At 62.7% G+C, this 22,005-nt stretch carries 16 protein-coding genes and 3 pseudogenes; 13 read left to right on the top strand and 6 right to left on the bottom strand.

The window, feature by feature from the left end; translation table 11 throughout:
- Window positions 1-3: 3 nt before the first annotated feature.
- Entirely contained in the window at window positions 4-621 is a 618-nt protein-coding gene (locus tag AB4Y32_RS07850) for a TetR/AcrR family transcriptional regulator (RefSeq protein WP_368720774.1), read from the bottom strand.
- Window positions 622-721: 100 nt separating this feature from the next.
- On the opposite strand from AB4Y32_RS07850, the gene AB4Y32_RS07845 reads away from it, so the two are divergent.
- Window positions 722-2,185 carry an efflux transporter outer membrane subunit gene (locus tag AB4Y32_RS07845; RefSeq protein ID WP_368720773.1) on the top strand — a complete coding sequence of 488 codons (1,464 nt, stop codon included), beginning with the start codon at window positions 722-724 and terminating at the stop codon, window positions 2,183-2,185.
- Window positions 2,186-2,418: 233 nt separating this feature from the next.
- Complete coding sequence (locus tag AB4Y32_RS07840) at window positions 2,419-3,045, top strand: TetR/AcrR family transcriptional regulator (RefSeq protein WP_368720772.1); 627 nt, start codon at window positions 2,419-2,421, stop codon at window positions 3,043-3,045.
- Here the strand turns inward: AB4Y32_RS07840 and AB4Y32_RS07835 are convergent.
- Window positions 3,002-3,706 (bottom strand): annotated as a pseudogene (locus tag AB4Y32_RS07835) (methyl-accepting chemotaxis protein); the annotation flags it as partial. The gene AB4Y32_RS07840 and the pseudogene AB4Y32_RS07835 sit on opposite strands and share 44 nt — an antisense overlap.
- Before the next feature lie 1,287 nt (window positions 3,707-4,993).
- On the opposite strand from AB4Y32_RS07835, the gene AB4Y32_RS07830 reads away from it, so the two are divergent.
- A complete protein-coding gene (locus AB4Y32_RS07830) occupies window positions 4,994-6,250 on the top strand; it encodes an exonuclease SbcCD subunit D (protein WP_368720771.1) in 1,257 nt (418 codons plus the stop codon).
- A gap of 3 nt (window positions 6,251-6,253) precedes the next feature.
- A pseudogene (locus tag AB4Y32_RS07825) lies at window positions 6,254-6,334 on the top strand (AAA family ATPase); the annotation flags it as partial.
- Window positions 6,335-6,336: 2 nt separating this feature from the next.
- On the opposite strand, the gene AB4Y32_RS07820 reads toward AB4Y32_RS07825, so the two are convergent.
- Window positions 6,337-6,816 carry a hypothetical protein gene (locus AB4Y32_RS07820; RefSeq protein WP_368721099.1) on the bottom strand — a complete coding sequence of 160 codons (480 nt, stop codon included), beginning with the start codon at window positions 6,814-6,816 and terminating at the stop codon, window positions 6,337-6,339.
- A gap of 68 nt (window positions 6,817-6,884) precedes the next feature.
- On the opposite strand from AB4Y32_RS07820, the gene AB4Y32_RS07815 reads away from it, so the two are divergent.
- The 3 genes from AB4Y32_RS07815 (at window position 6,885) to AB4Y32_RS07805 (ending at window position 9,151) form a co-directional block, all read left to right on the top strand.
- Window positions 6,885-7,379, top strand: coding sequence for an ATP-binding protein (locus AB4Y32_RS07815; protein ID WP_368720770.1), 495 nt, complete (start codon window positions 6,885-6,887; stop codon window positions 7,377-7,379).
- A gap of 321 nt (window positions 7,380-7,700) precedes the next feature.
- Window positions 7,701-7,895 carry a hypothetical protein gene (locus AB4Y32_RS07810; RefSeq protein WP_368720769.1) on the top strand — a complete coding sequence of 65 codons (195 nt, stop codon included), beginning with the start codon at window positions 7,701-7,703 and terminating at the stop codon, window positions 7,893-7,895.
- Between the two features lie 443 nt (window positions 7,896-8,338).
- Complete coding sequence (locus tag AB4Y32_RS07805; protein WP_368720768.1) at window positions 8,339-9,151, top strand: RMD1 family protein; 813 nt, start codon at window positions 8,339-8,341, stop codon at window positions 9,149-9,151.
- A 146-nt stretch (window positions 9,152-9,297) separates the two neighbouring features.
- Here the strand turns inward: AB4Y32_RS07805 and AB4Y32_RS07800 are convergent.
- Together AB4Y32_RS07800 and AB4Y32_RS07795 are read right to left on the bottom strand one after the other, a co-directional pair.
- A pseudogene (locus AB4Y32_RS07800) lies at window positions 9,298-10,129 on the bottom strand (ISNCY family transposase); the annotation flags it as partial.
- Window positions 10,130-10,324: 195 nt separating this feature from the next.
- Window positions 10,325-12,040, bottom strand: a complete 1,716-nt coding sequence (locus tag AB4Y32_RS07795) for a hypothetical protein (RefSeq protein WP_368720767.1) — start codon at window positions 12,038-12,040, stop codon at window positions 10,325-10,327.
- 740 nt (window positions 12,041-12,780) lie between these two features.
- On the opposite strand from AB4Y32_RS07795, the gene AB4Y32_RS07790 reads away from it, so the two are divergent.
- The 5 genes from AB4Y32_RS07790 to AB4Y32_RS07770 are packed head-to-tail and all read left to right on the top strand — an operon-like array spanning window position 12,781 to window position 18,229.
- Window positions 12,781-13,311: a MarR family winged helix-turn-helix transcriptional regulator gene (locus tag AB4Y32_RS07790; RefSeq protein ID WP_368720766.1), complete on the top strand. Its 531-nt coding sequence runs from the start codon at window positions 12,781-12,783 to the stop codon at window positions 13,309-13,311.
- A 5-nt stretch (window positions 13,312-13,316) separates the two neighbouring features.
- Window positions 13,317-15,479, top strand: a complete 2,163-nt coding sequence (locus AB4Y32_RS07785; RefSeq protein WP_368720765.1) for an FUSC family protein — start codon at window positions 13,317-13,319, stop codon at window positions 15,477-15,479.
- Between the two features lie 34 nt (window positions 15,480-15,513).
- A complete protein-coding gene (locus AB4Y32_RS07780; RefSeq protein WP_368720764.1) occupies window positions 15,514-15,723 on the top strand; it encodes a DUF1656 domain-containing protein in 210 nt (69 codons plus the stop codon).
- The gene (locus tag AB4Y32_RS07775) at window positions 15,720-16,748 is read left to right on the top strand and encodes an efflux RND transporter periplasmic adaptor subunit (protein ID WP_368720763.1); all 1,029 of its coding nucleotides are present in this window, start codon (window positions 15,720-15,722) and stop codon (window positions 16,746-16,748) included. The genes AB4Y32_RS07780 and AB4Y32_RS07775 overlap by 4 nt, the downstream gene beginning before the upstream one ends.
- The gene (locus AB4Y32_RS07770) at window positions 16,745-18,229 is read left to right on the top strand and encodes an efflux transporter outer membrane subunit (protein WP_368720762.1); all 1,485 of its coding nucleotides are present in this window, start codon (window positions 16,745-16,747) and stop codon (window positions 18,227-18,229) included. The genes AB4Y32_RS07775 and AB4Y32_RS07770 overlap by 4 nt, the downstream gene beginning before the upstream one ends.
- A 41-nt stretch (window positions 18,230-18,270) precedes the next feature.
- Here the strand turns inward: AB4Y32_RS07770 and AB4Y32_RS07765 are convergent, their stop codons facing one another.
- The gene (locus AB4Y32_RS07765) at window positions 18,271-19,131 is read right to left on the bottom strand and encodes an alpha/beta fold hydrolase (RefSeq protein ID WP_368720761.1); all 861 of its coding nucleotides are present in this window, start codon (window positions 19,129-19,131) and stop codon (window positions 18,271-18,273) included.
- Window positions 19,132-19,550: 419 nt separating this feature from the next.
- Between AB4Y32_RS07765 and AB4Y32_RS07760 the strand changes: the two genes are divergently transcribed.
- On the top strand, window positions 19,551-22,004 hold the full coding sequence (locus tag AB4Y32_RS07760; RefSeq protein WP_368720760.1) for a type VI secretion system Vgr family protein: 2,454 nt from the start codon (window positions 19,551-19,553) through the stop codon (window positions 22,002-22,004).
- Window position 22,005: the final 1 nt, after the last annotated feature.

Raw genomic sequence — 22,005 nt, 5'->3', positions numbered from 1 at the left:
GTTTCAGGGTGAGAGGCTACGGAGCACCAGGCTTGACAGTTTCGCCGGCGCTTCCTCGGTGTAATCGAAGCTGTGCTGCAGGATGAGCGGGTTGAGGTAGGGGCGCAGGACCAGGTAGATCGCCATCGCGGTCTCGTCCAGCGGCGTCTTGCGTTCGAAGTCCCCGCTTTGCCGGCCCGCCTGCAGGATGTCCTGAAGCAGTTTCTGGATGCGCTCCTCATAGGCGAGTGTCGCCTGCCAGTGCTCGGTGGCGGCCGACGCGGCAATCTCGTAAAGCTTGCGGTCCTGGGAGAACAGGCGAAGGCTCGCCTCCACGATCGCCTTGAACATCCGCCGCAGCTTCTCGGGCGGCCGGTCGGCCTCCTCGACGGCCGCCTTGACCTCGCTTTCGATCTCGCGCAGGCAGTTCGCGCAGATCATCTCGCCAATGGCCTGCTTGGACTCGAAGAACTTGTAGATGTAGGCCTTGGAAAAGCCGATGGCCTTGGCGAGATCGGAGACGGTCGTTTTCTCGTAGCCATACCGACTGAAGTGCTCGGTGGCGGCAGCGACGATCTGATCGCGCACCTCATGGTCGGCCGGGCCACGGGCCGAAACGGGATAGCTGATTGCATTTTTCATGGTTCGCAGCTTACCGCCGCTCTCAAGAATCGACAACAAGTGACTAAAGTGTATTATAGTCACATCACTCGCTCCGTTCTCCCTTCGCCGGAAGAAGCTCATGCTGCCCAAACAACTCCTTGCCGTACTCATTGTCGCCAGTCTCTCGGCAGGCTGCGCCGTCGGCCCCGATTACGTCCCGCCCGACGTATCCATGCCGGAACGGTTCCACGGCCAGGCCGCGGTCGATCAGCGGCCTGCAACGGCCAGTGCCGATCTCGCCACGTGGTGGACGGGTTTCGGCGATCCGCAACTGACACGGTTCGTCGCGCTCGCGCTGGAGCAAAACCTCGACCTCGCGCAGGCATCCGCTCGCATTGCACAAGCGCGTGCAGGACTTGGGGCAGCGAATGCCGCGTTGCTGCCTTCCGGTAATCTCAGCGGCCAGGCGGCCAGAGTCTACCAGTCCGTTGAAACGCCCTTGGGACGAGTCTTGAACGCGACGCCCGGTTTCGACCGCTACGGCAACGACTACGAAGCCAATCTCAGCGCGAGCTGGGAACTGGACGTGTTCGGAGGCCTGCGTCGTGGGCGGGAAGCGGCGCTAGCCGAGTACCAGGCTTCGGAAGCGGGCGCAGCGGCCACGCGCCTGGCGGTAGCGGCGCAGACCGCCGATATCTACATCACCATCCGTGGACTGCAAGCCCGTCTGAACGTTGCCCGGCATCAGGTGCAGACGCAGCAGGAACTGCTCTCGACCATCAACCTTTTGTACGGCAAGGGGTTGGCGGCCGAGCTTCAGGTGAGACAGGCCGAGGGGGCGCTTGCCCAGGTTCGGGCCTCCGTCCCGGTCCTCGAGGCGGGCCTGGATGCAGCGATGAACGCACTGGATGTGATGCTCGGCGCGCAGCCCGGCACGCATCGGGCAGAGCTGGTCGAAGCGGGCGACATCCCGGCCGCCCCGCAAATCGGCGCCACCGGATCACCGGGCGACTTGCTCAGGCGTCGGCCTGACCTGATCGTGGCCGAGCGGCGCCTGGCCGCATCGAACGCGCGTATTGGCGTCGCCATCGGTGAGTACTATCCGAAGCTCTCCCTGAGTGGGCTGATCGGCAGCGCGACCTCCGTGGCCAGTGGCAATCTTTTCACGAGCGGCGCCAATCAAGCTGCAGGTGTGCTGGGGCTGCGCTGGCGTCTGTTCGACTTCGGTCGCATCAATGCGCAGATCAATCAGGCCAAGGGCGAGGAGGCCGAGATGCTGGCGGCGTATCGGCTTGCCGCGCTCCATGCAACCGAAGACGTAGAGAACGCCTTTTCTGCACTGGTCAAGCGCGAGGAACAGGCTGCTGTGCTCAACCAGGGCGTGGACTCGCTGGGTCGCGCGCGAGCGGCATCGTTTGCAGCCTATCAAAAAGGCGTGGTCAGTCTCGTCGAAGTACTGCAGGCCGACGAAAGCTTGCTACGCGCCTCCGATGAGCGGGCGCAGGCGCAAACGGAATCAGCACGCGCAGCGGTCGCGGCCTTCAAGGCGCTCGGTGGCGGTTGGCAACCTCGCGAATCCGGGGCTGCGGTAGCCATCAGGTAGCAACCGAACACACCCATAGTGACGCAGGAGGAACATGGGATTCGCCATCGTCGTTGCTGAGGATTCCTTTCGCCACGGGAGTGATTCATGTGTGGATGCGCTGAGGTAAGTATCCGGCCGACACCCGGCATGTCAACCCATGGGATAGGCGAACGGCTTGCATTGCAGGACTGGGCGTCCAAATTCGATAGCGCAACGAAACCCATATCCCAGATGGCCGAACACCTTCTCACATGCCACGCAAACGATTGACGCGCGAAGAACACCGCGAACAGACTCGCTGTCGTTTGCTCGACGCTGCGGCCTTGAGCATTGCCAGAAAAGGGCTGGCCGCGACCAGCGTGGAGGACATCGCGGCTCAGGCCGGCTATACCCGCGGCGCGTTCTACTCGAACTTCAACAGCAAGAGCGACCTGTTCGTCGAACTGCTCCGCCTGGATCACCAGTACATCCGGGAACAGTTACAGAAGCTGCTAGACGCCGCGTCCACCGAAGACGTGCACAAGCAGCTCACCTCGTTGTACGCCCGATGCTATCGGGACGACAAGCACTACCTCGTCTGGGCTGAGGCACGCCTGCACGCAATGCGTGACGCGAAATTCCGGGAACGCGTAAACGCCCTGTGGCTGGAAAAATGCGACCTGATCGCGTCCTTCATCGAGCAGTTCTGCAAGCGCGCTAACGTGCAGTTGCCAGGCTCTCCGGCCCATCACGCGCTTGCCACCATCGCCTTGCTGGATGGCGTCCTCTACTTCGCCATGACGATGCCCAATGAGCTGCCGGAAGCTTTGGCCGAAGCGGTTTTAAGCAACGTCTTTACGAGAATGTTCGAATGTTCTTCGGCGCATTGTCCTGAGTAAAGCTCGGCTTGAGCTTCCCGCCACTTCTGCAGCCGTTTGACATTCCTACCGGCGACGCCGGCCATCTGATGACAGGCAGCGTCGGGCAGTGCCGTTCGACCGCTACGCAACTGCTGCGTATCTGCGCTCGATGGTCGAACACCTCTTCTGTTGCCACATACAGCGGGCCCCGATACCAGTTCGGATCGCCATATCGGGTCGCTTCGGGACGCTGGATCTGTGCGCCATCAAGCCTGAAGACGCCGACCAGTTGCGCGAGACGCCCGGCCTGATCCTGCAGCGATGCGGCCGCCGCTGCAGCCTCTTCAACGAGCGCCGCGTTCTGCTGCGTGATCTGGTCCATCTGCTCCAACGCCTGATTGATCTGCTCGATTCCGGCGCTCTGGGACTGCGTGCCGTGATCTCTCCCATGATGCCCGTCACGCGCTCTATGCTGGCCACGATCTCGCCCATCGTGGCGCCGGCCTGAGCAACCTGCTGGCTACCGGTCTGCACCCGTTGCGCGGAGTCGCCGATCATGCCTTGATTTCTCTTGCTGCCTTCGCGCTGCGCTGCGCGAGGTTCCTGACCTCGCGCGCCACGACCTCGCAGCCTCTGCCGTGCTCGCCCGCACGCACCGACTCCACTGCGGCATTGAGTCCGGGATATTGGTCTGGAATGCCGTAAAGCGAAGCAATGTTGTCACCGCATCATGCCCACAAGAGCAGGGCGTAAGGGTCGGAGCTTTGCCCTCGCTTGGTGTTCGCCTGGTGGCGAGTTGACACTTCTAATGGCGCGACGGTGACAGAGTTAGTACGGTCTACGGCGCGAGCGGTATAGTCCATCGGCCATCAAGACACACCGGCTTCATTTTAACGAATGGCCGTATTGTGGCGAAGATCTGACATCGATGCGAACTCCAGTGATGGATCTTAAAGACTAAAGCAATTCGCAAGCCTAAGTTTGTCGCGGAAATCTGTCCATCAAGAAAAGAAAACTTAGCTTAATAGCTGTATTTTATTTCACGCGAGCGGCAACGCTTTTGTGTTCCGGGTCTAGATTTCCCTGATCCTTGTTGATCAACACTAGTAGAGGCGCAATCATCCGGATGGCTCAACTACCGGAGAACCAAGGTGTTGAAGAAATCAATCTTTGGAGCGTTGGTCGTTATGGCCATGAGTGTGACTCGCGCGGTCCCGATCTCGTTGCACCGGACGGAAGGCTGGCCGGAGAGGTTCAGTTCGCAACTGATGAACGTGCCGTTTACTATCGGTGCCGTAGTCAACGGCGATGGCATGCTGGCCACAAATGTTGCAGTTCAAGCGGTCCCAAGTTCAGCGGTCGACTCATGAACGACACGGCTTCCGGCACGTGGCGCAATCATGTATTCGTCAACGGAATGCCGTGAATAGTGACCGGTAGCTGGGCGTGAGGCCGTGCTGGCTTGCCGCCGCATCGCAGTCGCTGCGCAAGTGCTTTTCATTCTGAAACAACTACCGCAGAACGCGTTCGGCAGCCGACAAGTACTCCGGTTGCGGTAGCATGAGATGTAGAGCAAACCCGGGAGCAACAACTAGGAACTGACGCTACTGAAAAACTGCCCCGCTCAACCGGCCCTTCGCTGACCGGCAACAGCCCCGGCGAGGTGCCGCCGAAAACGTAGTCCACGGTCAGCTTCACGTCGTCACTTTGATGACGGCCGCCGGCCCCTCCCACCGTGACCAGGTACCCCTGAATTTCGATTGCGTCCTTTGCGCGCGTCAGCGCGCCATTGATCATGGCGACTGCCTCGCGTCGATCTGGGCCGTACGCCCGCATCACAAGCGATGTCGGCCGGGAGGGGGCTGCCCGATTGTGCCGATATATTGCTATCGTCGATGCGTCTGGCGTTTCGCTTAGAATCGACGTCCGGCATCGGCGCGCCATTGCTGCGCGCGTCGATAGCCATTCGTTCAGTCCGGGAGTGAACATGCGGTTTATCCATGCGGCGGATATTCATCTCGACAGTCCGCTTCACGGCTTGATTGCCTATGCGGATGCGCCTGCGGCCATGCTGCGCAATTCGACGCGCGAGGCATTCTCGTCGCTGGTGACGACCGCCATCGTCGAATCCGTCGATTTCATGGTGATCGCCGGCGACCTGTACGACGGCACCTGGCGGGACCACAACACGGGCATCTTTTTCTGCCGGGAGATGGGCCGGCTGCGACGCGCGGAAATTCCCGTGTTCGTCCTGTTCGGCAATCACGACGCCGAAAGCGAGATGACGAAACAGCTGCAACTGCCCGACAACGTCCGCACGTTTTCCACGCGCAAGGCGGAGACGTTCAAGATCGACGCGCTGAAAGTCGCGTTGCACGGCCATAGCTTCAGGGAACGGGAGACGACGGCGAACCTCGTTACGAGCTACCCGGCGCCTGTGTCCGGCTACTTCAATATCGGCGTGCTGCACACGGCGCTCGAAGGCAATGCGGCCCATGCGACCTATGCGCCGTGTTCGCTGGCGGAACTCCATGGCAAGGACTATCAGTACTGGGCGCTCGGACACGTGCACGAGTTTGCGATGTGGCGGGATCGATCGACGGTCGTGTTCCCCGGCAATCTGCAAGGCCGCAATATCCGCGAGACGGGACGTCGCGGCGCCGTCATGGTGACGGTCGACGATTCGGGCGAGATCGAAATCGAGCGCCTCTTCGTCGATGTGCTGCGTTGGGAAGCGGTGGAGGTCGATGCCTCGGCTTGCGCGACGCTCAACGATGTCGTGCGCGCGGTTGGTAGCCATCTGGAGATGCTCGCGGAATCGGCGTCGGCGACGGTGCAGCACGCCGTGCGTGTGACGGTCACGGGAACGACCGCGGCACATGGCGAGCTGTTCGGACTCGAACCGCAATTGCGCGCCGAAGTGCTTGCGCAGATCGCGGGTCTCAGCCACGACCGTCTGTGGCTTGAGAAGGTGCGCATCGAGACGAGCCCGCTCGGCGATAGCAATGCCGTGCTCGATCGCGCGGATGCCATCGCGGATCTGCACAACCTGCTCGTCGAAGCCGAATCCGATCCGGATTTTCTCGCGCTGCTGAAAGAGCGGCTGATCGGGCTGGCAACCCATTCGCCTCATGAGCTGCAGGAGATGGTGCCCGCGCTCTTCGATGTGCTTAACGGCGATCTGACGGGACTGGTGCGTGAAGTGCGCGCCGGTCTGGTCGAACAGTTGGCGAAGGCGAACTGACATATGCGTATAGGCAAGCTCGAACTGATCCGTTACGGCAGGTTCTCCGACGAAGCGGTGGCGTTTCCCCGCTCGTCGCACGATTTTCACTTTCTTGTCGGGCCCAACGAAGCCGGCAAGTCCACCATCAAGACGGCGATCACATTTCGATCGAACTCTCGCGACGTCTGTCGTCGGCGCGGGCTGTGCAGGCCGAATCCCAGCGCCTGACGAACGAACTGATGGACGTGTCGGAGCGCGTTTGCTTCGCCCGTGCGGACGTGGATGAGGCGACAGCGCAACTGCGTCCGCCGTATGCGCTTGCCGCCGTCGACAAGCCTGACCTGCTTCGTCCGCTGATCGCTCGCTCGGACAGCAAGCGCAAACTGGTGGCCGCCATCGGGCAGGCGCACAGGAGTCTCGTCAACGATGGCGACGGGCTGAGCATCGATCAACTTGCCGAGGAAGTCGACGCGACTGATCTGCAGACAGTCCAGGCCGATCTGCTGAGCGTGGGCCTCGCGCTGACGGACTCGGTCAACGCACGTGCCGAAATGGCGACCAGGGTGGCCGAGGCGCGTCAGCAACTGGAGGCGATCTCGGGCGGCGCGAGTGCGGCGATTGCCGAAGCGAACGCCAGGAGGCGCTCGCCGCCATGGCCGAGGCGGCCGAACGCTTCATCAAGGTCGAGACGGCGTCCACCTTGCTGCGCTGGGCCGTCGACCGATGCCGCGAGCGTCGTCAGGGGCCGATGCTGGCGCGCGCGAGCACAATCTTTTCTGAACTGACGCTGGGCGCGTTCGAACGTCTTTCTGTCGATTACGATAGCCAACCACTGGCGCTGGCCGCAGTGCGGGCGGGCGGCGAACGCGTGGAGATCGCCGGCATGAGCGAGGGGACACGCGACCAGCTTTATCTGGCGTTGCGCCTCGCTGCACTCGAACTCCATTGCGAGCATGGCTTCGCGTTGCCTTTTGTCGCCGATTGCCTTTTCATCAACTTCGCCGACAGGCGTGCGAAGGCCGGACTTCGTGTGCTGGCGGGACTGGCCAGGCGCATGCAGGTAATCTTTCTCAGTCACCACGATCATCTGGTCGCGATCGTCAATGAGGTGTTCGGCACCTCGGCGAACGTGCGATATCTCGGTTAACGGTTCTCTCCATCCAGCAACGCAACCTGTATTCAGGCAAGTAGTGCCGCTTCCGCGTGTCCAGGGTGGACATCGCCACTTTCCATGGCCGAACCCGCGTCGAAGTGCAGCACCTACGCGCATGGCGACTCGGCGGCCATGATCGCTGGCGTGGCCGTATCGGCCTGTCGGGCGGAGGCAAGGAGGTTCATTGACGTCGTAGGTGCAATGGTGTCGGGACAAGCTCACGAAACCGCTAACCTGACGTCAACGAAACCAATCCCCACGCGTTATGGCAGTGGACGACGTAATGAATCGTCGCCTTACCACTGGAGACTCCGAATGAAGAAGCTTGCTGCCGCCTTGATCACATCCCTGTTTGCTACTGTCGCGTTCGCCCAGGCATCGGCACCCGCGGCGACCGCACCAGCAGCCACGGCTACGGCTCCCGCCACGACGCCGGCGCCTGCACACAAGACGACGAAGCACATGCATAAAGTGAGTCACCATGTGACGCACAAGAAGGCGGCGCAATAATCCACGGCCTCGGCGCGAAGTATCAGAACCCTGCTTCGGCAGGGTTTTATGCATTGAGCGATCGGCCCTAAACAGGGTAATCGTTCGTTCGAGATAGAGACCTCGCCAAGGTATTCGCAGCAGTCGGTGGGCGCGACTGCATTGGTCTCTCTCAAACAACGCTGCCTGATGCGAACGCGAGCACCTTGCCGCCAAGGCATTCGCGGCGGCCCGTGGGCGGGGCCGCCAGAGTGGACAAGCTGGTGCTTGCGCCCTTCAGAATCCCGCAAAACGCTGCCTTATGCGAGCGCGAGTGCCTGGCTCTTCATGTCTTGCGTCGCGCATCGAATGCGCGCACTGTTCGGATCACGATATTGAAAAAGTCGCGACGAAAACGCCTGGCAGAGCTGCGCGCAATCGGTCGAAGCGCATGTTGTGAGATGAATCGGATTGGTGGGTAGAACATGAACCAGCTCGCTCTCGACTCCCGGCAACACGTGAAAGCCCGCGCACGCCTGATCGGAGACCGGCTTGATTTGAAAAATTATAAGATCGCCAATCCGATGGGCACCACGCCACTCACACTGACCGTCGGGTCTGACGATGGCGTAGCAGTTCTGTTTCGTTATGGTGTTGTTGTATTTTTTGGCGTGGGTACCAACGATGAAACAGCTTTTATTGATTCCCTCAAAACCATCATAACCAACGCTTACGACAGCCCTGAGGTCGAAGAACTCGACATCTACAGTGGAAGGTCCAACGCGGGGGTGCAGAGCGACGCCCTGTCGGTGGACAAGGTCACGTTGGAGAAGATACAGATAGTCGCGGACGTGCTCGGGAAGAGCCTCGTCCTGTCACTGTATGAGAAGGAGGTCGCGGGTAAATTCGATGGGATTGCCCCCGTGGCCCTGGAACTGGCGAATTCGGGAAAGGTGAATGCGGATTCGAAATCACTGTTTTCGAAAATAGGCAATCTGATATTGATCGAACACCGCATGGTTGGCCGTGCAGAGATCGGTGACAAACCTGAAATCCTGTGGGACTTTCCGGCCCTTGGTGGCCTGTATGCCGCCCTCGAAGATGAATTTGAGCTGCACGAGCGTCACGCAGCGTTAGAGCGCAAACTGACTCTGATCTCAGATACCGTACAAACCTTGGCGGATATTGTGGAGAACAAGAAAATCCACAAACTGGAATGGTATGTAATCGGGCTAATCTGTTTTGAAGTCGTTCTGAGCCTCGTGGATCTTGCGAGGAGATGGCTGCTTCCCGGCTGATCGCGATTGACGAACGGAAAACCCGGACTGAATTCGTGCCCGACCGGATGGCGCACGGGCACAAGCTGACGGCATTCTTCCTTCGTCGAGTTTCAAAGTAAGGAACTGGGTGAACCTCACGCAGCTTTACCTACTTCTTATTTGCATGAGGGTGCCCAGGCGTTGGCTGCAGCCACCGTGCTGATGCCACGCAGCCGCAGTTCCTTCACCAGGCGGTCCTGCAGCGTCAGGTGGGCGCGCTCGACGCGGCCCTTGACCGGGCTGCTGTTCGCACAGAAGCTGTCGATGTTCAGCTCGTACATCGCCCGGCCGAAGTGCGTCACGCTGTTGCCAGTCTTGCCGGCGGTGGTGCTGCGAAATACGCTCGCCTTGTCGCTATAGAACGCGCCGGGCTTGCCATGGCGCTCGATGTACGCGCGCGTCGCCTCGAAGTAACTGAACGTCGACTCCGTCGCCGTGAAATGCAGCGCGTACACCAGCAGCGCGCATTGCGGCGCCCGGTCCTCGAACCACGCATGGCTCGCTGCCGTCGATCTGGATCAGTTCGCCCACGCATGCGCGCCACGCGCGCGGCTGGTACACCTTCGGCGGCCGCTGCCGGCGCGGCACCCAGAGCCCCGCGGCCGTCATCAGCCGGCGCACCGTTTCCTTCGCCAGGCGAATGCCATGACATTCATACCGCTTTTCGCGCGCCAGCGTCGGCCCGAAATCCGCGTAGCGATCACGGATGATCGAGATGGCCCGATCGGCCGTCACGGCGTCCAGGCGGTTGTTGCTGGGCTTCGAGCGACGACGCGACACGAGCCCCGGCGCTCCCTGGTCACGCAGTCTGCCGACCAGTCTGCGGATCTGCCGCGTCGTCAGCCCGAGTCGTTCGGCGGCACGCGACGGCTTGAGCACACCATCGGCCACGTCCTGAATCACCTTGTACCTGTCCAGCTCGCGCATCGTCATCGTTATCCGTTCTATGACTGCCATCGAAGCTCCCCGTGCCGGTTAGCCGGCGGCCGGTCAGCTTACGATGGTCCGAAAAGCGGACATTTCAACTTGGCTAAAAGCGGACATTACAATTCAGCCGCTACAAACGTTCTGGTGATAATTTATCTTATGTAAAATCAAAACGCCCAGCGCCGATCCTCGAATCAACGCCACCCTGCAACCACAACAAACGCCCTAGCTATCCGGATGCCCCGCGACAAACCCGACAAACGCGTTATACGGCAGATTCACCGGCGCACCGTCGATCATTAGGCCGTACGTCGTATCGCCGCTATCGAGCACGTAGTACATCACGGACTGGATGTTCTTCGTCTTTCTCGCCTGATAGTACGTCGCATAGCGCGACGTGATGTAATCCGCGCGATACGACTGGCTCTTCTCCGGCCCGGTGTTCCACTCGGTCAGCAGGAACGGCACGCCATAGCGCGCCTTGCAGTAAGTCGGCAGGTCGAAGCCGGGACCGGAGCCGTCAGAGCCGATATCGAAAATATCGCCGTACACCTCGTAGTTGTGCCACGTCGTCAGATCCCATCGCACCGCCGGATAGCCGCTCGTGCCGTCCGGCTGCTTGCCGTCCCACAACGCATCGGCGGCGCCCGTATCCGCGACGCAGAAGTTGATCCCGCATTTCGCATTGGATTGTGCCGACTTCACGCCGTCGATCATCCCGCGCATCACGCCGCGCATGATCGGCCAATTGATGTTGCTGAAGTCGACCGCCTTCGTCCCCGCGTTGGTCGAGTCGAGAATGATCGCGTCATCGCGCGTCAATTCGTTTCCGCACTCGAACATCACGACGCCATACGGTGCGAGCGCGCGCGCCACTGTCGCGCCGCATGAATACCCGCGGTTGTACGCCGCCGATTCGCTTGCAAAGAGCAAGCCGTTCGAATCGCGGATGCCAAGGTTGACCAGCACGAATAGCGTCAGCCCCGACGCCTGGAACGCCTGCGCGAGATTGACAACGGCGCCGAGCGACGTCGGATCGTCTATGCAGCCGACGCGATAGGTCGAGCAGCCCATGTTGCGCATGATCGTCACGATCTGGGCGGGCGTGTAGCGATAGTCGTAATGCCCGTTGATGCCGTGGAATGTGCCGCTCGTCGCCGCGACGGGGATGCACGGATCGCTGCACGGCATCCACTGGTCGAGATCGCTGCACACATGGAACTGTCCGTCCGTCGACCGGTACCAGAGCTTGCCGCCGTACCACAGCAGCATCGACACGTTCGATGTCACGCCGACGGCAGCGTTGTTGCGAAGGACGATGCCGTTTGCCACCGTCCACAGCGCGCCGACCTTGTCGATGATATACGGCGACGCGGGAATCGTCGTGCCGTCCGCAGACGTGCCGCCAAGACGCGGATCGTTGCATGCGAACCAGGTCGAGCCGTTCCATCCGTAGAACTGCCCGCCTGTTCCCTGGTGATAGATGCCGCCGCCGTACCACAGCAGCAGCGTCACGTTGTACGTGTTGCCCGCAGCGACGCTGTTCCGGTAGACCGATCCGTTGACGAGCGTCCAGACGGCAGCCTGATTGTCGGTGATCGAAGGCGCAGGCGGAATCGCCGTGCCGTCCGCCGATCCCGGCGCGCTATCGTTCGACGATCCCGTCGATGAATCGCCCGATGAGCCCTTATTCGTTCCGCTGGAGGAACCCGAACCCTTTCCGTTCGACGACCCCGCCGTCGCACCACTCGTCGAAGCGGGCGTCTTGCCGTTTCCGGCTGCCGCCGTCACGCCCGCGCTGGTTGTCGTTGTGCTGTTGGCGCTAATGCCCGTAGAGCCGCCCTCGCCGCCTCCCGAGCCACCGCCCCCGCCGCATGCGCTTAGCACGCGAGCGCCGCCGAGCGCGGTCAGCAAACCGAGGAATTGACGTCGTTTGATCATGACAAAAAAATCCACTACCAGGGTCGCGCCCGGCGAAAAGCTTTGATGTGTGAGCGCAGCGTGCGTGTTGATGAAAGATCGACGGGCCGTCCAATATGATTCGTCATCCTGATTAATGACATTCGAACTATCGCCAACGACCTCATCGACAGTGCTCCGTCGAGTGGGCGCATTCGCGCGTCGGCTGACAGGAGTTCAATACGGGAACGATGCGGGAGTTCTTTCCACTTGCATCAGTGGCGATCTACTGGCTGGATATCGGCAGGCGCTGGGCGTTTGCGCAGTGGCCGTCTGAAATAAAAACGATTCTTTCGAAAGTGCGCGCCGCGAGGAAACGATTCGCTTTTGTCGGTGGTCCTCGCGCGTTGCCGCATTGCAGCTTGGAGCAGCGTGGAAACCGCATCAAGACACAAGCATGACGCAAGGCACTCGCGCATAAGCGGCAAAACCAAGCCCGCGTGCAACGCGATGAGGCCAAAGAATAACTTTCTCGTTAGTACCCCGTTTGCATGCGCAACACGCAATTTTTCCGCCGCAGCCACACCGGCAGCCCGCGCGACACCGGCGCGGAGCGCGTCACATGCCGATGCCAGAATCCCGGCTAATGCGTCTCTTTAGAGCAGCCCCGCCCGCGCGCTTCAGCGCCTCGCGCCACACGGAGAAAAATTTTGAAGTATTTCCTTAAAAACTGTAGGTCGATAGGATGCTAACGAATAGAAATCGACATACAATCCCGCCCCATGGCTAATCTCCATCTCCTGCGCCGCTCTGTCAGCAGCACGCTGGTTGTCGCCGCGCGCCGCTGGCGCCGCACGAGCCATAGCGTGCTGTCCGCGTACAACGTGTCGGAAGCCTGCGCGGGGCCGCTGCTGACGGCTAACCGCCTCGGCGAGGCGGTTCGCCAGGTGACGCTCGCAGAAGAAGTCGGCATCGAAGGGCCATCGCTCGTGCGTCTGCTCGACCAGCTATGCGCGGCGGGTCTCGTGCGCCGCGACGAAGACCCCGACGACAGGCGCGCGAAAACCATCACGCTCACCGACGAAGGCCGCGCCGTCACCGCGCGCATGGAAGAGCGCCTGATGGATCTGCGGGCGCGCGTGCTCAAAGGCGTGACACGCGAGGATCTGGAGACGACGCTGCGCGTGCTGAATGCGTTCAACGCATCGCTGGATGCAGCCACGACGCCGCCCGCATCCGGCAACCCCACGGCCGTCGACGACGGCACATTCGCACGCGCGCCGGACCGCTCCGGCAGCAAAGGCAAAGCGTAAGCGCCATGGTCTATCCCTCACTCCGCGACTGGCTGTTCTCCGCCAAGACGTTCGCGGCCGCGATGATCGCTCTTTACATCGGCCTTGCGCTCGAATTGCCGCGCCCGTACTGGGCGATGGCAACTGTCTACATCGTGTCGAATCCGTTCGTCGGCGCGACGCGCTCGAAGGCGCTGTATCGCGCGCTCGGCACGGCGATCGGCGCGGCGGGCGCCGTGCTGATCGTGCCGCCGTTCGTCGAGTCGCCGTTTCTGTTCAGCGTGATCGTCGCGTTGTGGACGGGCACCCTGCTCTATCTGTCGATGAACGACCGCACGGCGCGCAGCTATGTGTTCCTGCTCGCCGGCTACACGCTGCCGTTGATTGCGCTGCCCGCCGTCACCAATCCGACGACCGTGTTCGATCTCGCCATCACGCGTACCGAAGAGATCCTGCTCGGCATCGTGGTCGCGAGCATCGTGGGCAGCGTCGTGTTTCCGAGCCGCCTCGCGCCGACGCTGATCGAGCGCACCGACGCGTGGTTCCGCGATGCCGCCTTCTACGCAAGCGAGACGCTCTCAGGCCACATCGCGGGTGCGTCGATTTCGGCTTCGCGCCAGCGGCTCGCGGCGACCGTCAACGGCCTCGAATTCCCGTTGAGCCAGTTGACCTACGACCACACGCGTCCCGACATCGTGCGTCGCGCACGCGCGTTGCAAGGGCGCATGCAGATCTTCCTGCCGCTGATTTCGTCGATGGCCGATCCGCTGATCGAACTGATGCGCGAGAATGGCACGCATCCGCCTGAAGTCGCAGCGCTGCTCGCGGATGTCGCGCAGTGGATCAGATCGCCCGCGCTCGAAGCGAGGCACGCCGACGAAACCGACCGCGAGGCGGAAGCGCTGCGCGAGCGCATTGCCGCGATGAAGCCGCCCGCGGCATCGCTTGCAAGCTGGCATGCCGCGCTGCTGTCGAACGCGCTTTGGCGTCTGGGCCAGGTCGTCGATGTGTGGCAGGACATTCGCAGTCTGCGCGCGGAGATCGTCCACGAGACGGCGCAGTGGCGGCCGCGTTTTCGTCACTGGCGCCTGGGCGGCACCGAGCGCTTCTTCGATCGCGGGATGATGCTGTTTTCCACTGCATCGGCGGTCGGCGCGATCATCGTCGCGTGCGGACTGTGGATCACGTCGGGCTGGAACGACGGCGCGGGCGCGGTGACGCTCGCGGCCGTGTCGTGCTGCTTCTTCGCCGCGCTCGACGAACCCGCGCCCGCTGTATTCAAGTTCTTTCTTTCGACCTGCGCGAGCGTCGTGTTCGCGGGCCTGTACGTGTTCGCGGTGCTGCCGCACGTGCACGACTTCGCGATGCTGGTGGTGATCTTCGCCGGGCCGTTCCTGATCATCGGCACGCTGATTCCGCGCCCGCAGTTCAATCTCGTGACGATGCTCGTCGCCGTCAACACGGCCACGTTCATCAGCATTCAGAGCGCTTACGAAGCGGACTTCTTCGTGTTTCTCAACAGCAATCTGGCTGGCGTCGGCGGCTTGCTGTTCGCGTTCATCTGGACACGCGCGACGCGGCCTTTCGGCGCGGAACTCGCGGCTGCGCGGCTTACGCGCTCGGCGTGGTCCGATGTCGTGGTGAGCGCTTCGACGGCCGCCATCGAGGACCAGCGCAATCTGTACGCGCGCATGCTCGATCGGCTGATGCAACTGCTGCCGCGCCACGCCGCAACCGATTCGCACCGTCATCCGTCGATCGAAAGCTTCCGCGATTTCCGCGTCGCGTTGAACGCGCTGGACCTTCGGCGCACGCGCCGCAAACTGACAGCCGACTTGCAGGACACCATCGATGACGTGCTCTCAGGCGTGCGGCAGTATTTCGAGCAATGCATCGATCAGCGCGCGCGGCAGCCGGTGCCGCGCGCGCTGATTGACGCGATCGATGCCGCCGTCGCGCGCGTGACGGCACGCGGCATCGAAGAGGCGCAAGGCGGGTCGCAACGCGCACAACCCGCACAACCAGGACAGGAACCTGCGCAAGACCAGGGGCAGAGCCGCAATGCTCCGTCCGCCGAACGCTGGCTGCGCGACACGCTGCATGCGCTCGTCGGCATGCGCCTGTCGCTGCACCCGCCGCACATGGCGCCCGGCGGCAACCCGCCCGCGCAAGAGGAGACGCCCGCCTGATGGCCACTCAACCCTTTTCATTCTGTCGACGCACATGATCGGCGAAATCGATGTTCTCGGCGTATTTGTGCCCGCCGTGCTGGTGCTGATGCTCATCGCCTATCTGCTGAATCTGGCGATCCGCACCGTGCTCGCGCGCATCGGCATATATCGCTTCATCTGGCACCGCTCCATTTTCGACCTCGGCATTTATGTACTGGTGCTGGGGCTGGTCGTCATCGTTTCGCACCGGCTCATAACGTGAAAAAAACCTGGTTCTCCGTCGGGCAGATCCTGCTCACTCTCATCGTCGTCGCGATCGCGGCAGCCGTGCTGTGGAAGCTGGTCGACTACTACATGTTCGCGCCGTGGACGCGCGACGGCCACGTGCGCGCCGACGTCATCCAGGTCGCGCCCGACGTGTCCGGGCTCATCACGCAAGTGAAGGTCGTCGACAACCAGGAGGTCAAGCGCGGCGACGTCCTCTTCGTGATCGACCAGGCGCGCTACGAGCTTGCGCTGCGCAACGCGCAGGCTACCGCGCAGCAGCGCCGCGCGACGCTCGATCAGGCGCGCCGCGAAGACGCGCGCAACCGCGCGCTAGGCAATCTCGTCGCGCGCGAATCCGTCGAAGAGACGCACTCGCGCGTCGAACAGGCGGCCGCCGCGCTCGCCGATGCCGAAGTCGCGATCGACACGGCACGTCTGAACCTGCAGCGCACGGTGATCGTGAGCCCCGTCGACGGCTACCTGAACGACCGCGCGCCGCGCGCCGGCGAGTTCGTGTCGGCGGGACGCGCGGTGCTGTCGGTGGTGGACATGCACTCGTTCCGCGTCGACGGCTACTTCGAGGAAACCAAGCTGCACGGCATCGACATCGGCCAGCCCGTCGACATCAAGGTGATGGGCGAACCGAACGTATTGCGCGGACACGTGCAGAGCATCGTCGCCGCGATCGAGGACCGCGACCGCCAGCAAAGCGCCAACCTGCTGCCTAACGTGAACCCGGCGTTCAGCTGGGTGCGTCTGGCGCAGCGCATTCCCGTGCGCGTCGCGCTCGATGAGATTCCCGCCGACTTCCGCATGATCGCGGGCCGCACGGCGACGGTGTCGGTGCGCGGCCTCGGGCCGTCTATTGGAAGACCTGCGGCTTCGGATGCCGTTGCTGCTTCGGCGCTTGCCGCGTCGCCATCGGCTTCCGGTGGCGCGGGCGCATCGACGGCGAGCGCCGCTGTCGCCGGCGCGTCGCCGTCCCGTGCAACGCAACCTGCTTCGGGCGCATTACGATGAAACGCAATCCGTTCATGACGGCAGCGCGCGCCGGCTGCGCGTGGCTGCCCGCCCTGCTTCCCCTCGCGCTGGCGCTGAGCGGCTGCATGACGGTCGGCCCGAACTACAAGCTGCCCGACGACGCGATGGTCAACGCGCCGTATGCGAACGCGGCCATCGACGGCGCGGACAACGCGCCCGTTACGCAGCAACCCGTGCCGTCGAAGTGGTGGCGTCTGTACGACGACCCCGTGCTCGATCAACTCGTTACGCAGGCGCTGGCGTCGAATACCGATTTGCGCATCGCTGCGGCCAATCTGGCGCGCTCGCGTGCGCAAGTCGATTTCGCCAACGAACAGGGCGGCTTCTCGGGCAAGACGTCGGCGGCTTTCCAGCGCGCGCAGGAATCGGCAGAACAGTTTCTGCTGACGGAGAAGCTTCCCGTCGTCACGGAAGGCGCGCTCGACCTGAGCGTGTCGTATGAATTCGATCTGTTCGGCAAGCTGCGGCGCGGCGTCGAGGCCGCGAAGGCCGACGACGAAGCGGTCGAAGCCGCGAGCGATCTCGCGCGCATCACGGTGGTCGCGGATGTCGTGCGCGCGTATGTCGAATCGTGTTCGGCCGCCGACGAACTGAAGATCGCCCAGCAATCGCTGTCGTTGCAGAGGCAACGGGTCAAGCTCACGCAGCGGCTGCGCGACGCGGGGCGCGGCAACCAGCCGGACGTCACGCGCGGACAGACGCAGGCCGACACGCTCGCCGCCGAGATCCCGCGCTTCGTCGCGCGCCGCCGCGCGGCGCAATACCGGCTCGCGATGCTGCTCGCGCGCGCGCCGTCGGACCTGCCGCCCGCCGCCCTCGTCTGCAACAAGGTGCCGCATCTGACGCAGCCGATTCCCGTCGGCGATGGCGCCGCGCTGCTCAAACGACGCCCCGACGTGCGCCAGGCCGAGCGGCAACTGGCGTCATCGACGGCGCGCATCGGCGTCGCGACGGCGGCGCTGTATCCGTCCGTGAGCTTCGGTGCGTCGGTTGGCTCGGTCGGCGTCGCGGAAGACCTGTTGGGCGCGACGACGAACCGCTGGGCATTCGGGCCGTTGATCAGCTGGACTTTTCCGATCAACGGGCAACGGGCGCGCGTGCATGAAGCGGAGGCATCGACGGGCGGCGCGCTTGCGCACTTCGACGGCGTCGTGCTGAACGCGCTGCGCGAAACGCAGACGAGCCTGTCCACCTACGCATCCGACACGACGCGCGCCGATGCGTTGCGCACTGCGTACAAATCGGCTGTGCAGTCGGCGGACGAAACGCACCGGCTCTATGCCGCGGGCCGCGAGTCGTTCATCGACGACCTCGACGCGACGCGCACGCTCACGAGCGTCGCTTCGCAGGTGGCGGCCGCCGACGGTCAGGTGGCGATCGATCAGGTGAACCTGTTCCTCGCGCTCGGCGGCGGATGGGAGAGAGACGAGGACGTGGCGGCGAGCGCGAAGAACAAGTAGGCGGCGAATGGAGCGCGGTGCTCATTCGCGCTCGTCGAGATCTATTCGTCTGGTTCGAATACCGTTCCCGCGAAGCGCTCGATCACGCCGTTGAACAGCGCCGGCCTTTGCAGCGGCGCGAAATGGCTGACGTTCGGCAGCACGATCAGTTCGGCGTCGGGGATGGTTTGCGCGAGATACGCGGCGTGCTCTTGCCTGATGAACTCGTCGTCCTCGCCGATGGCCACGACGACACGCACGCCGATTCGCGCGAGATCGTCGGCCGAATAGTTGGGCTGCGTGCGCTGCATCTCGCTGACGGCGGCGACGAACGCATCGAAATCGTCCGGCGTCGCGGACAGCGCCTCGTAGTCTTCCCGATGCCGCTTGAAGCAGCGCTCAATCACCGGAGTCGGCACGAATTCCTTTGCGCCGCCGGGGTCCATGTTGCAGGCGAAAAAGAACACGCCCGCGACGCGCTCGGGCGCGCGCCGGGCGAGGTCCAGCGCGGTGCACGCGCCGTCGCTCCAGCCGACGAACGCGGCCTTCTGCACATGCAGCGCGTCGAGCACGGCGAGCACATCGGAGGCCATCCGCTCATAGCTGTAGGGTCGCGCATCGCGCGTGCTGCGCCCATGTCCACGGCTGTCGATCAGGATCGCGCGGTAGCCGGCATCGACGAGCGCGGGCACCTGATAGCCCCAGTTGCCGCGATGCCCGAGACCGCCGTGCAGCAGTACGACGGGCTGGCCCATCACGGGCTGGCCCATCACGGGCTGGCCCATCACGGGCTGGCTGCCCGCGCCGTATGTCGACCACGCGATGCGCGCGCCGTCGTTGTCCACGAAGCCCTCATCGACAGCGGCAGGCAGCGGCGCGGCGCCGTGCAATGCGAAGTGTTTCAGGTCGTCGTCCGATTTCATGTCGGTGCTCCGTGGCGCATCGAATGAACGCGTTATTGTGCCATCGGCGTGTTCATTCGGCGCTGTCGGGTGAGCGGTCGCGCAGTGGGTTCAGGTGCGATGAACGCCTGATGGTCGACCACGCGCGGCGTTCGCCGGTTATCTGGATGAACCCCCTTTTTCTCCATGCGCTGAAACGAATAAGCCTGCGCAACGCGAGCATTTGAAATCATTGGAGCGTCCGGTTTAACGGCCATATTAGGCAGTCTATCGAAAGTCAAATTTTGTGATGTTTATCTGCTGCGCCTGAACGGCGCCCCATTTACAAGTTTGTTTGATTATATTGGAGAGCAATTCCGTTCCGGGGTCGGTGGAAATTCAGGGTGAATCTGGCTTCGCATTCCTCATCATTTCGCTGTTGGCGTTTTCAGGGAGAAGAAATGGCGATATTCAATCCGTTGTGGCGAGATATAACGGGGCGTCAGGCCTACTTCCTGGATGTGCCGGGAACGGCAGGCGCGCAAGCGCTGTCGGTCGTGGCGTTCGAGGCGGTCGAGAAGATGGGCGCGCCGACGGAAGTCTGCATCGTGCTGACCCACCCCCATGGGCTTGCGCGTGCTGACTACCTGAACCGCGATGCGACCTTCTCCATTGTTCCCGATGACGGCGCGCCCCGGAAATTCTCGGGCTTCCTCGCGCGCTTCTCGACAATCCAGACGACGAAGGACTTTACGAAGTACGAGCTAGTGCTGAAGTCCCATTTCGGACGACTGGACGCGGTAACAACGAGCTGCATCTACCAGCACCAGAGCACGCCGCAGATCATCGAGGCGATCCTGCGCCGTCACGGCATGGCCGGTCACCAGTTCGCCTTCCGGCCGCGCCGACAGTATCCGCAGCACCGGTTCCGCTTCCAGTACAAGGTCGATGATCTGTCGTACGTGCAGATGCTCATGCAGAAGGCGGGCATCTACAGTTACATCGTTGAGACCGAACACGGCGACCAGATCGTGTTCGGAGACGATATCGATCACTATCTGTATGACCTGCAACTGGTGGTGCCCTACCGCGAGGCGGCAGGACTCGAAGCGGCGGGCGTCGAGGCGGTCACCGCGCTGAAGACTCACGCGGTCACGGTGCCACAGTCGTACGCGGTCGCCGACTACAACCCGGAACAGGCGTGGGAGCGTTTCAGGGACGAGGCCAACGTCGCGCCGCAGGACCCGACCACGTACGGCCAGCCGTACATCTATGGCACCCACCACCTCGACCAGGCGGGCGCGCAGTGGGAGGCGCAGTTGCGCCACGAGGCGGCCATCACGTGGCAGGTGATCTACGAAGGCAACAGCAATGTGCTGGCGTTGCAACCCGGGCGTGTGCTGGATATAGACGACATCACCCTGCTGGACGCGACCAAAGGGCAGGTAATTGTGGAGGCGACGCACAGCGGCGCGCGCGACAGATCCTACGCCAACAGCTACAAGGCCATTCCCGCCGAGCGGCGTTTCAGGCTCAGACTGGAACCTGAAACGTGGCCACAAATCGCGGGCGCACTCAGCGCGCGCGTCACGTCCCCGGACACCTACCAATATGCTTACCTGAGCGCGGCCGGTTACTACACCGTGCGGTTCGATGTCGATTTTGCGGACTGGCCCAAAGGCGGCGAGAGTGTGCCGCTGCGGCTGGCGAAGCCGTTCGCCGGCAGGTTGCAGACGGGCTTCCACTTCCCGGCGCTGGACGGCGACGAGGCCGTGATTTCCTTCCGGGACGCGGACCCGGACAAGCCCGAGATCATCGGTTTCCACCATCACAGCCAGGCGCGGGACCTCGTGACGAGCGATCGGCGCTGGCTCTCGCGCAACGTGATCCGCACGCAGCGCAACAACAAGCTGCGCATGGAGGACTGGGCGGGCCAGGAGGGCATCAAGCTCAGCACGGAACACTCGGGCAAGTCGCAACTGAACCTCGGCTATCTGGTGAACCGGAAGCTGGCGTATCGGGGCGAGGGCTATGAGCTGCGCACGTCCGGCTATGGCGTGCAGCGTGCGGGCAAGGGGCTGCACCTCACGGCATACGATCGTCCCGGCGCCACCGGCCAGCAGCTCGACATGCAGGAAACCATCGCGCAGCTTGAGCGTGCGCTGGAACTGGCGAAGGCACTGGCCGATTCGGCGCGCAGCGCGAAGGCAGTGCCCGCGGATATCGACGCGCAGCAAGGCGTGAAGGATGACCTCGACGGCCTGAAGCAGCCGGGGCTGCTCGCGAGCGCGCCGGGCTCGATTGCCATCGCATCCGGCCGTGGCATGCAGCTCGCGGCGCAGGACAGCATCTCGGCCGTGGCGGGCAAGAACGCCGATGTCAGCGTCGCGAAGCGTTTCACGGTGGCCGCGGGCGAACTGGTGTCGATGTTCGCGCAGAAGCTCGGACTGAAGCTGTTCGCTGCGAAAGGGCCAATTGAGGTGCAGGCCCAGAGCGATGCAATGTCGTTGCTGGCCGACAGGGATGTGACGGTGGCGAGCGTCAACGGCACAGTGCGCATCAGCGCAAAGAAGGAACTTGTTCTTGAATGCGGCGGCGCATTTGTGCAACTCAAAGACGGCAACGTCACGCTGGGCGGTCCGCTCGACCTTCTCATCAAGACCATCACGGTCCAGAAGAAGAAAGCGCAGCGCATTGCGGAAGCAATTGCGCCATTGCCAGAATCAGCGGGGGCGTTTGATGAAGCGTTTGTTGTGCATTGGGCCGGGACCGAGGTGCCAGTTGCCAATACGCAATACCGGATGTTCTCGGAGAACAAGGTGATTGCTGAGGGTACGACCAACGAGCACGGTGAAACATCGTTGGCGCAGAGTCACGTTCCGCAGGGCGTGAAAATTCAGTTGAAGGGTAAATAGA

It is taken from the genome of Paraburkholderia phymatum (assembly GCF_040965635.1).
Classification (GTDB): Bacteria; Pseudomonadota; Gammaproteobacteria; order Burkholderiales; family Burkholderiaceae; genus Paraburkholderia; species Paraburkholderia phymatum_B.
The sequence above is the reverse complement of the archived record's forward strand: the minus strand, read 5'-3'. Positions and strand labels throughout refer to the sequence as shown.

Bases quoted from the DNA above. Each gene is read 5' to 3' on its own strand.
- AB4Y32_RS07850 (WP_368720774.1), bottom strand. From the start codon at position 621: ATGAAAAATGCAATCAGCTATCCCGTTTCGGCCCGTGGCCCGGCCGAC.
- AB4Y32_RS07845 (WP_368720773.1), top strand. From the start codon at position 722: ATGCTGCCCAAACAACTCCTTGCCGTACTCATTGTCGCCAGTCTCTCG.
- AB4Y32_RS07840 (WP_368720772.1), top strand. From the start codon at position 2,419: ATGCCACGCAAACGATTGACGCGCGAAGAACACCGCGAACAGACTCGC.
- AB4Y32_RS07830 (WP_368720771.1), top strand. From the start codon at position 4,994: ATGCGGTTTATCCATGCGGCGGATATTCATCTCGACAGTCCGCTTCAC.
- AB4Y32_RS07815 (WP_368720770.1), top strand. From the start codon at position 6,885: ATGGCCGAGGCGGCCGAACGCTTCATCAAGGTCGAGACGGCGTCCACC.
- AB4Y32_RS07810 (WP_368720769.1), top strand. From the start codon at position 7,701: ATGAAGAAGCTTGCTGCCGCCTTGATCACATCCCTGTTTGCTACTGTC.
- AB4Y32_RS07805 (WP_368720768.1), top strand. From the start codon at position 8,339: ATGAACCAGCTCGCTCTCGACTCCCGGCAACACGTGAAAGCCCGCGCA.
- AB4Y32_RS07795 (WP_368720767.1), bottom strand. From the start codon at position 12,040: ATGATCAAACGACGTCAATTCCTCGGTTTGCTGACCGCGCTCGGCGGC.
- AB4Y32_RS07790 (WP_368720766.1), top strand. From the start codon at position 12,781: ATGGCTAATCTCCATCTCCTGCGCCGCTCTGTCAGCAGCACGCTGGTT.
- AB4Y32_RS07785 (WP_368720765.1), top strand. From the start codon at position 13,317: ATGGTCTATCCCTCACTCCGCGACTGGCTGTTCTCCGCCAAGACGTTC.
- AB4Y32_RS07780 (WP_368720764.1), top strand. From the start codon at position 15,514: ATGATCGGCGAAATCGATGTTCTCGGCGTATTTGTGCCCGCCGTGCTG.
- AB4Y32_RS07770 (WP_368720762.1), top strand. From the start codon at position 16,745: ATGAAACGCAATCCGTTCATGACGGCAGCGCGCGCCGGCTGCGCGTGG.
- AB4Y32_RS07765 (WP_368720761.1), bottom strand. From the start codon at position 19,131: ATGAAATCGGACGACGACCTGAAACACTTCGCATTGCACGGCGCCGCG.
- AB4Y32_RS07760 (WP_368720760.1), top strand. From the start codon at position 19,551: ATGGCGATATTCAATCCGTTGTGGCGAGATATAACGGGGCGTCAGGCC.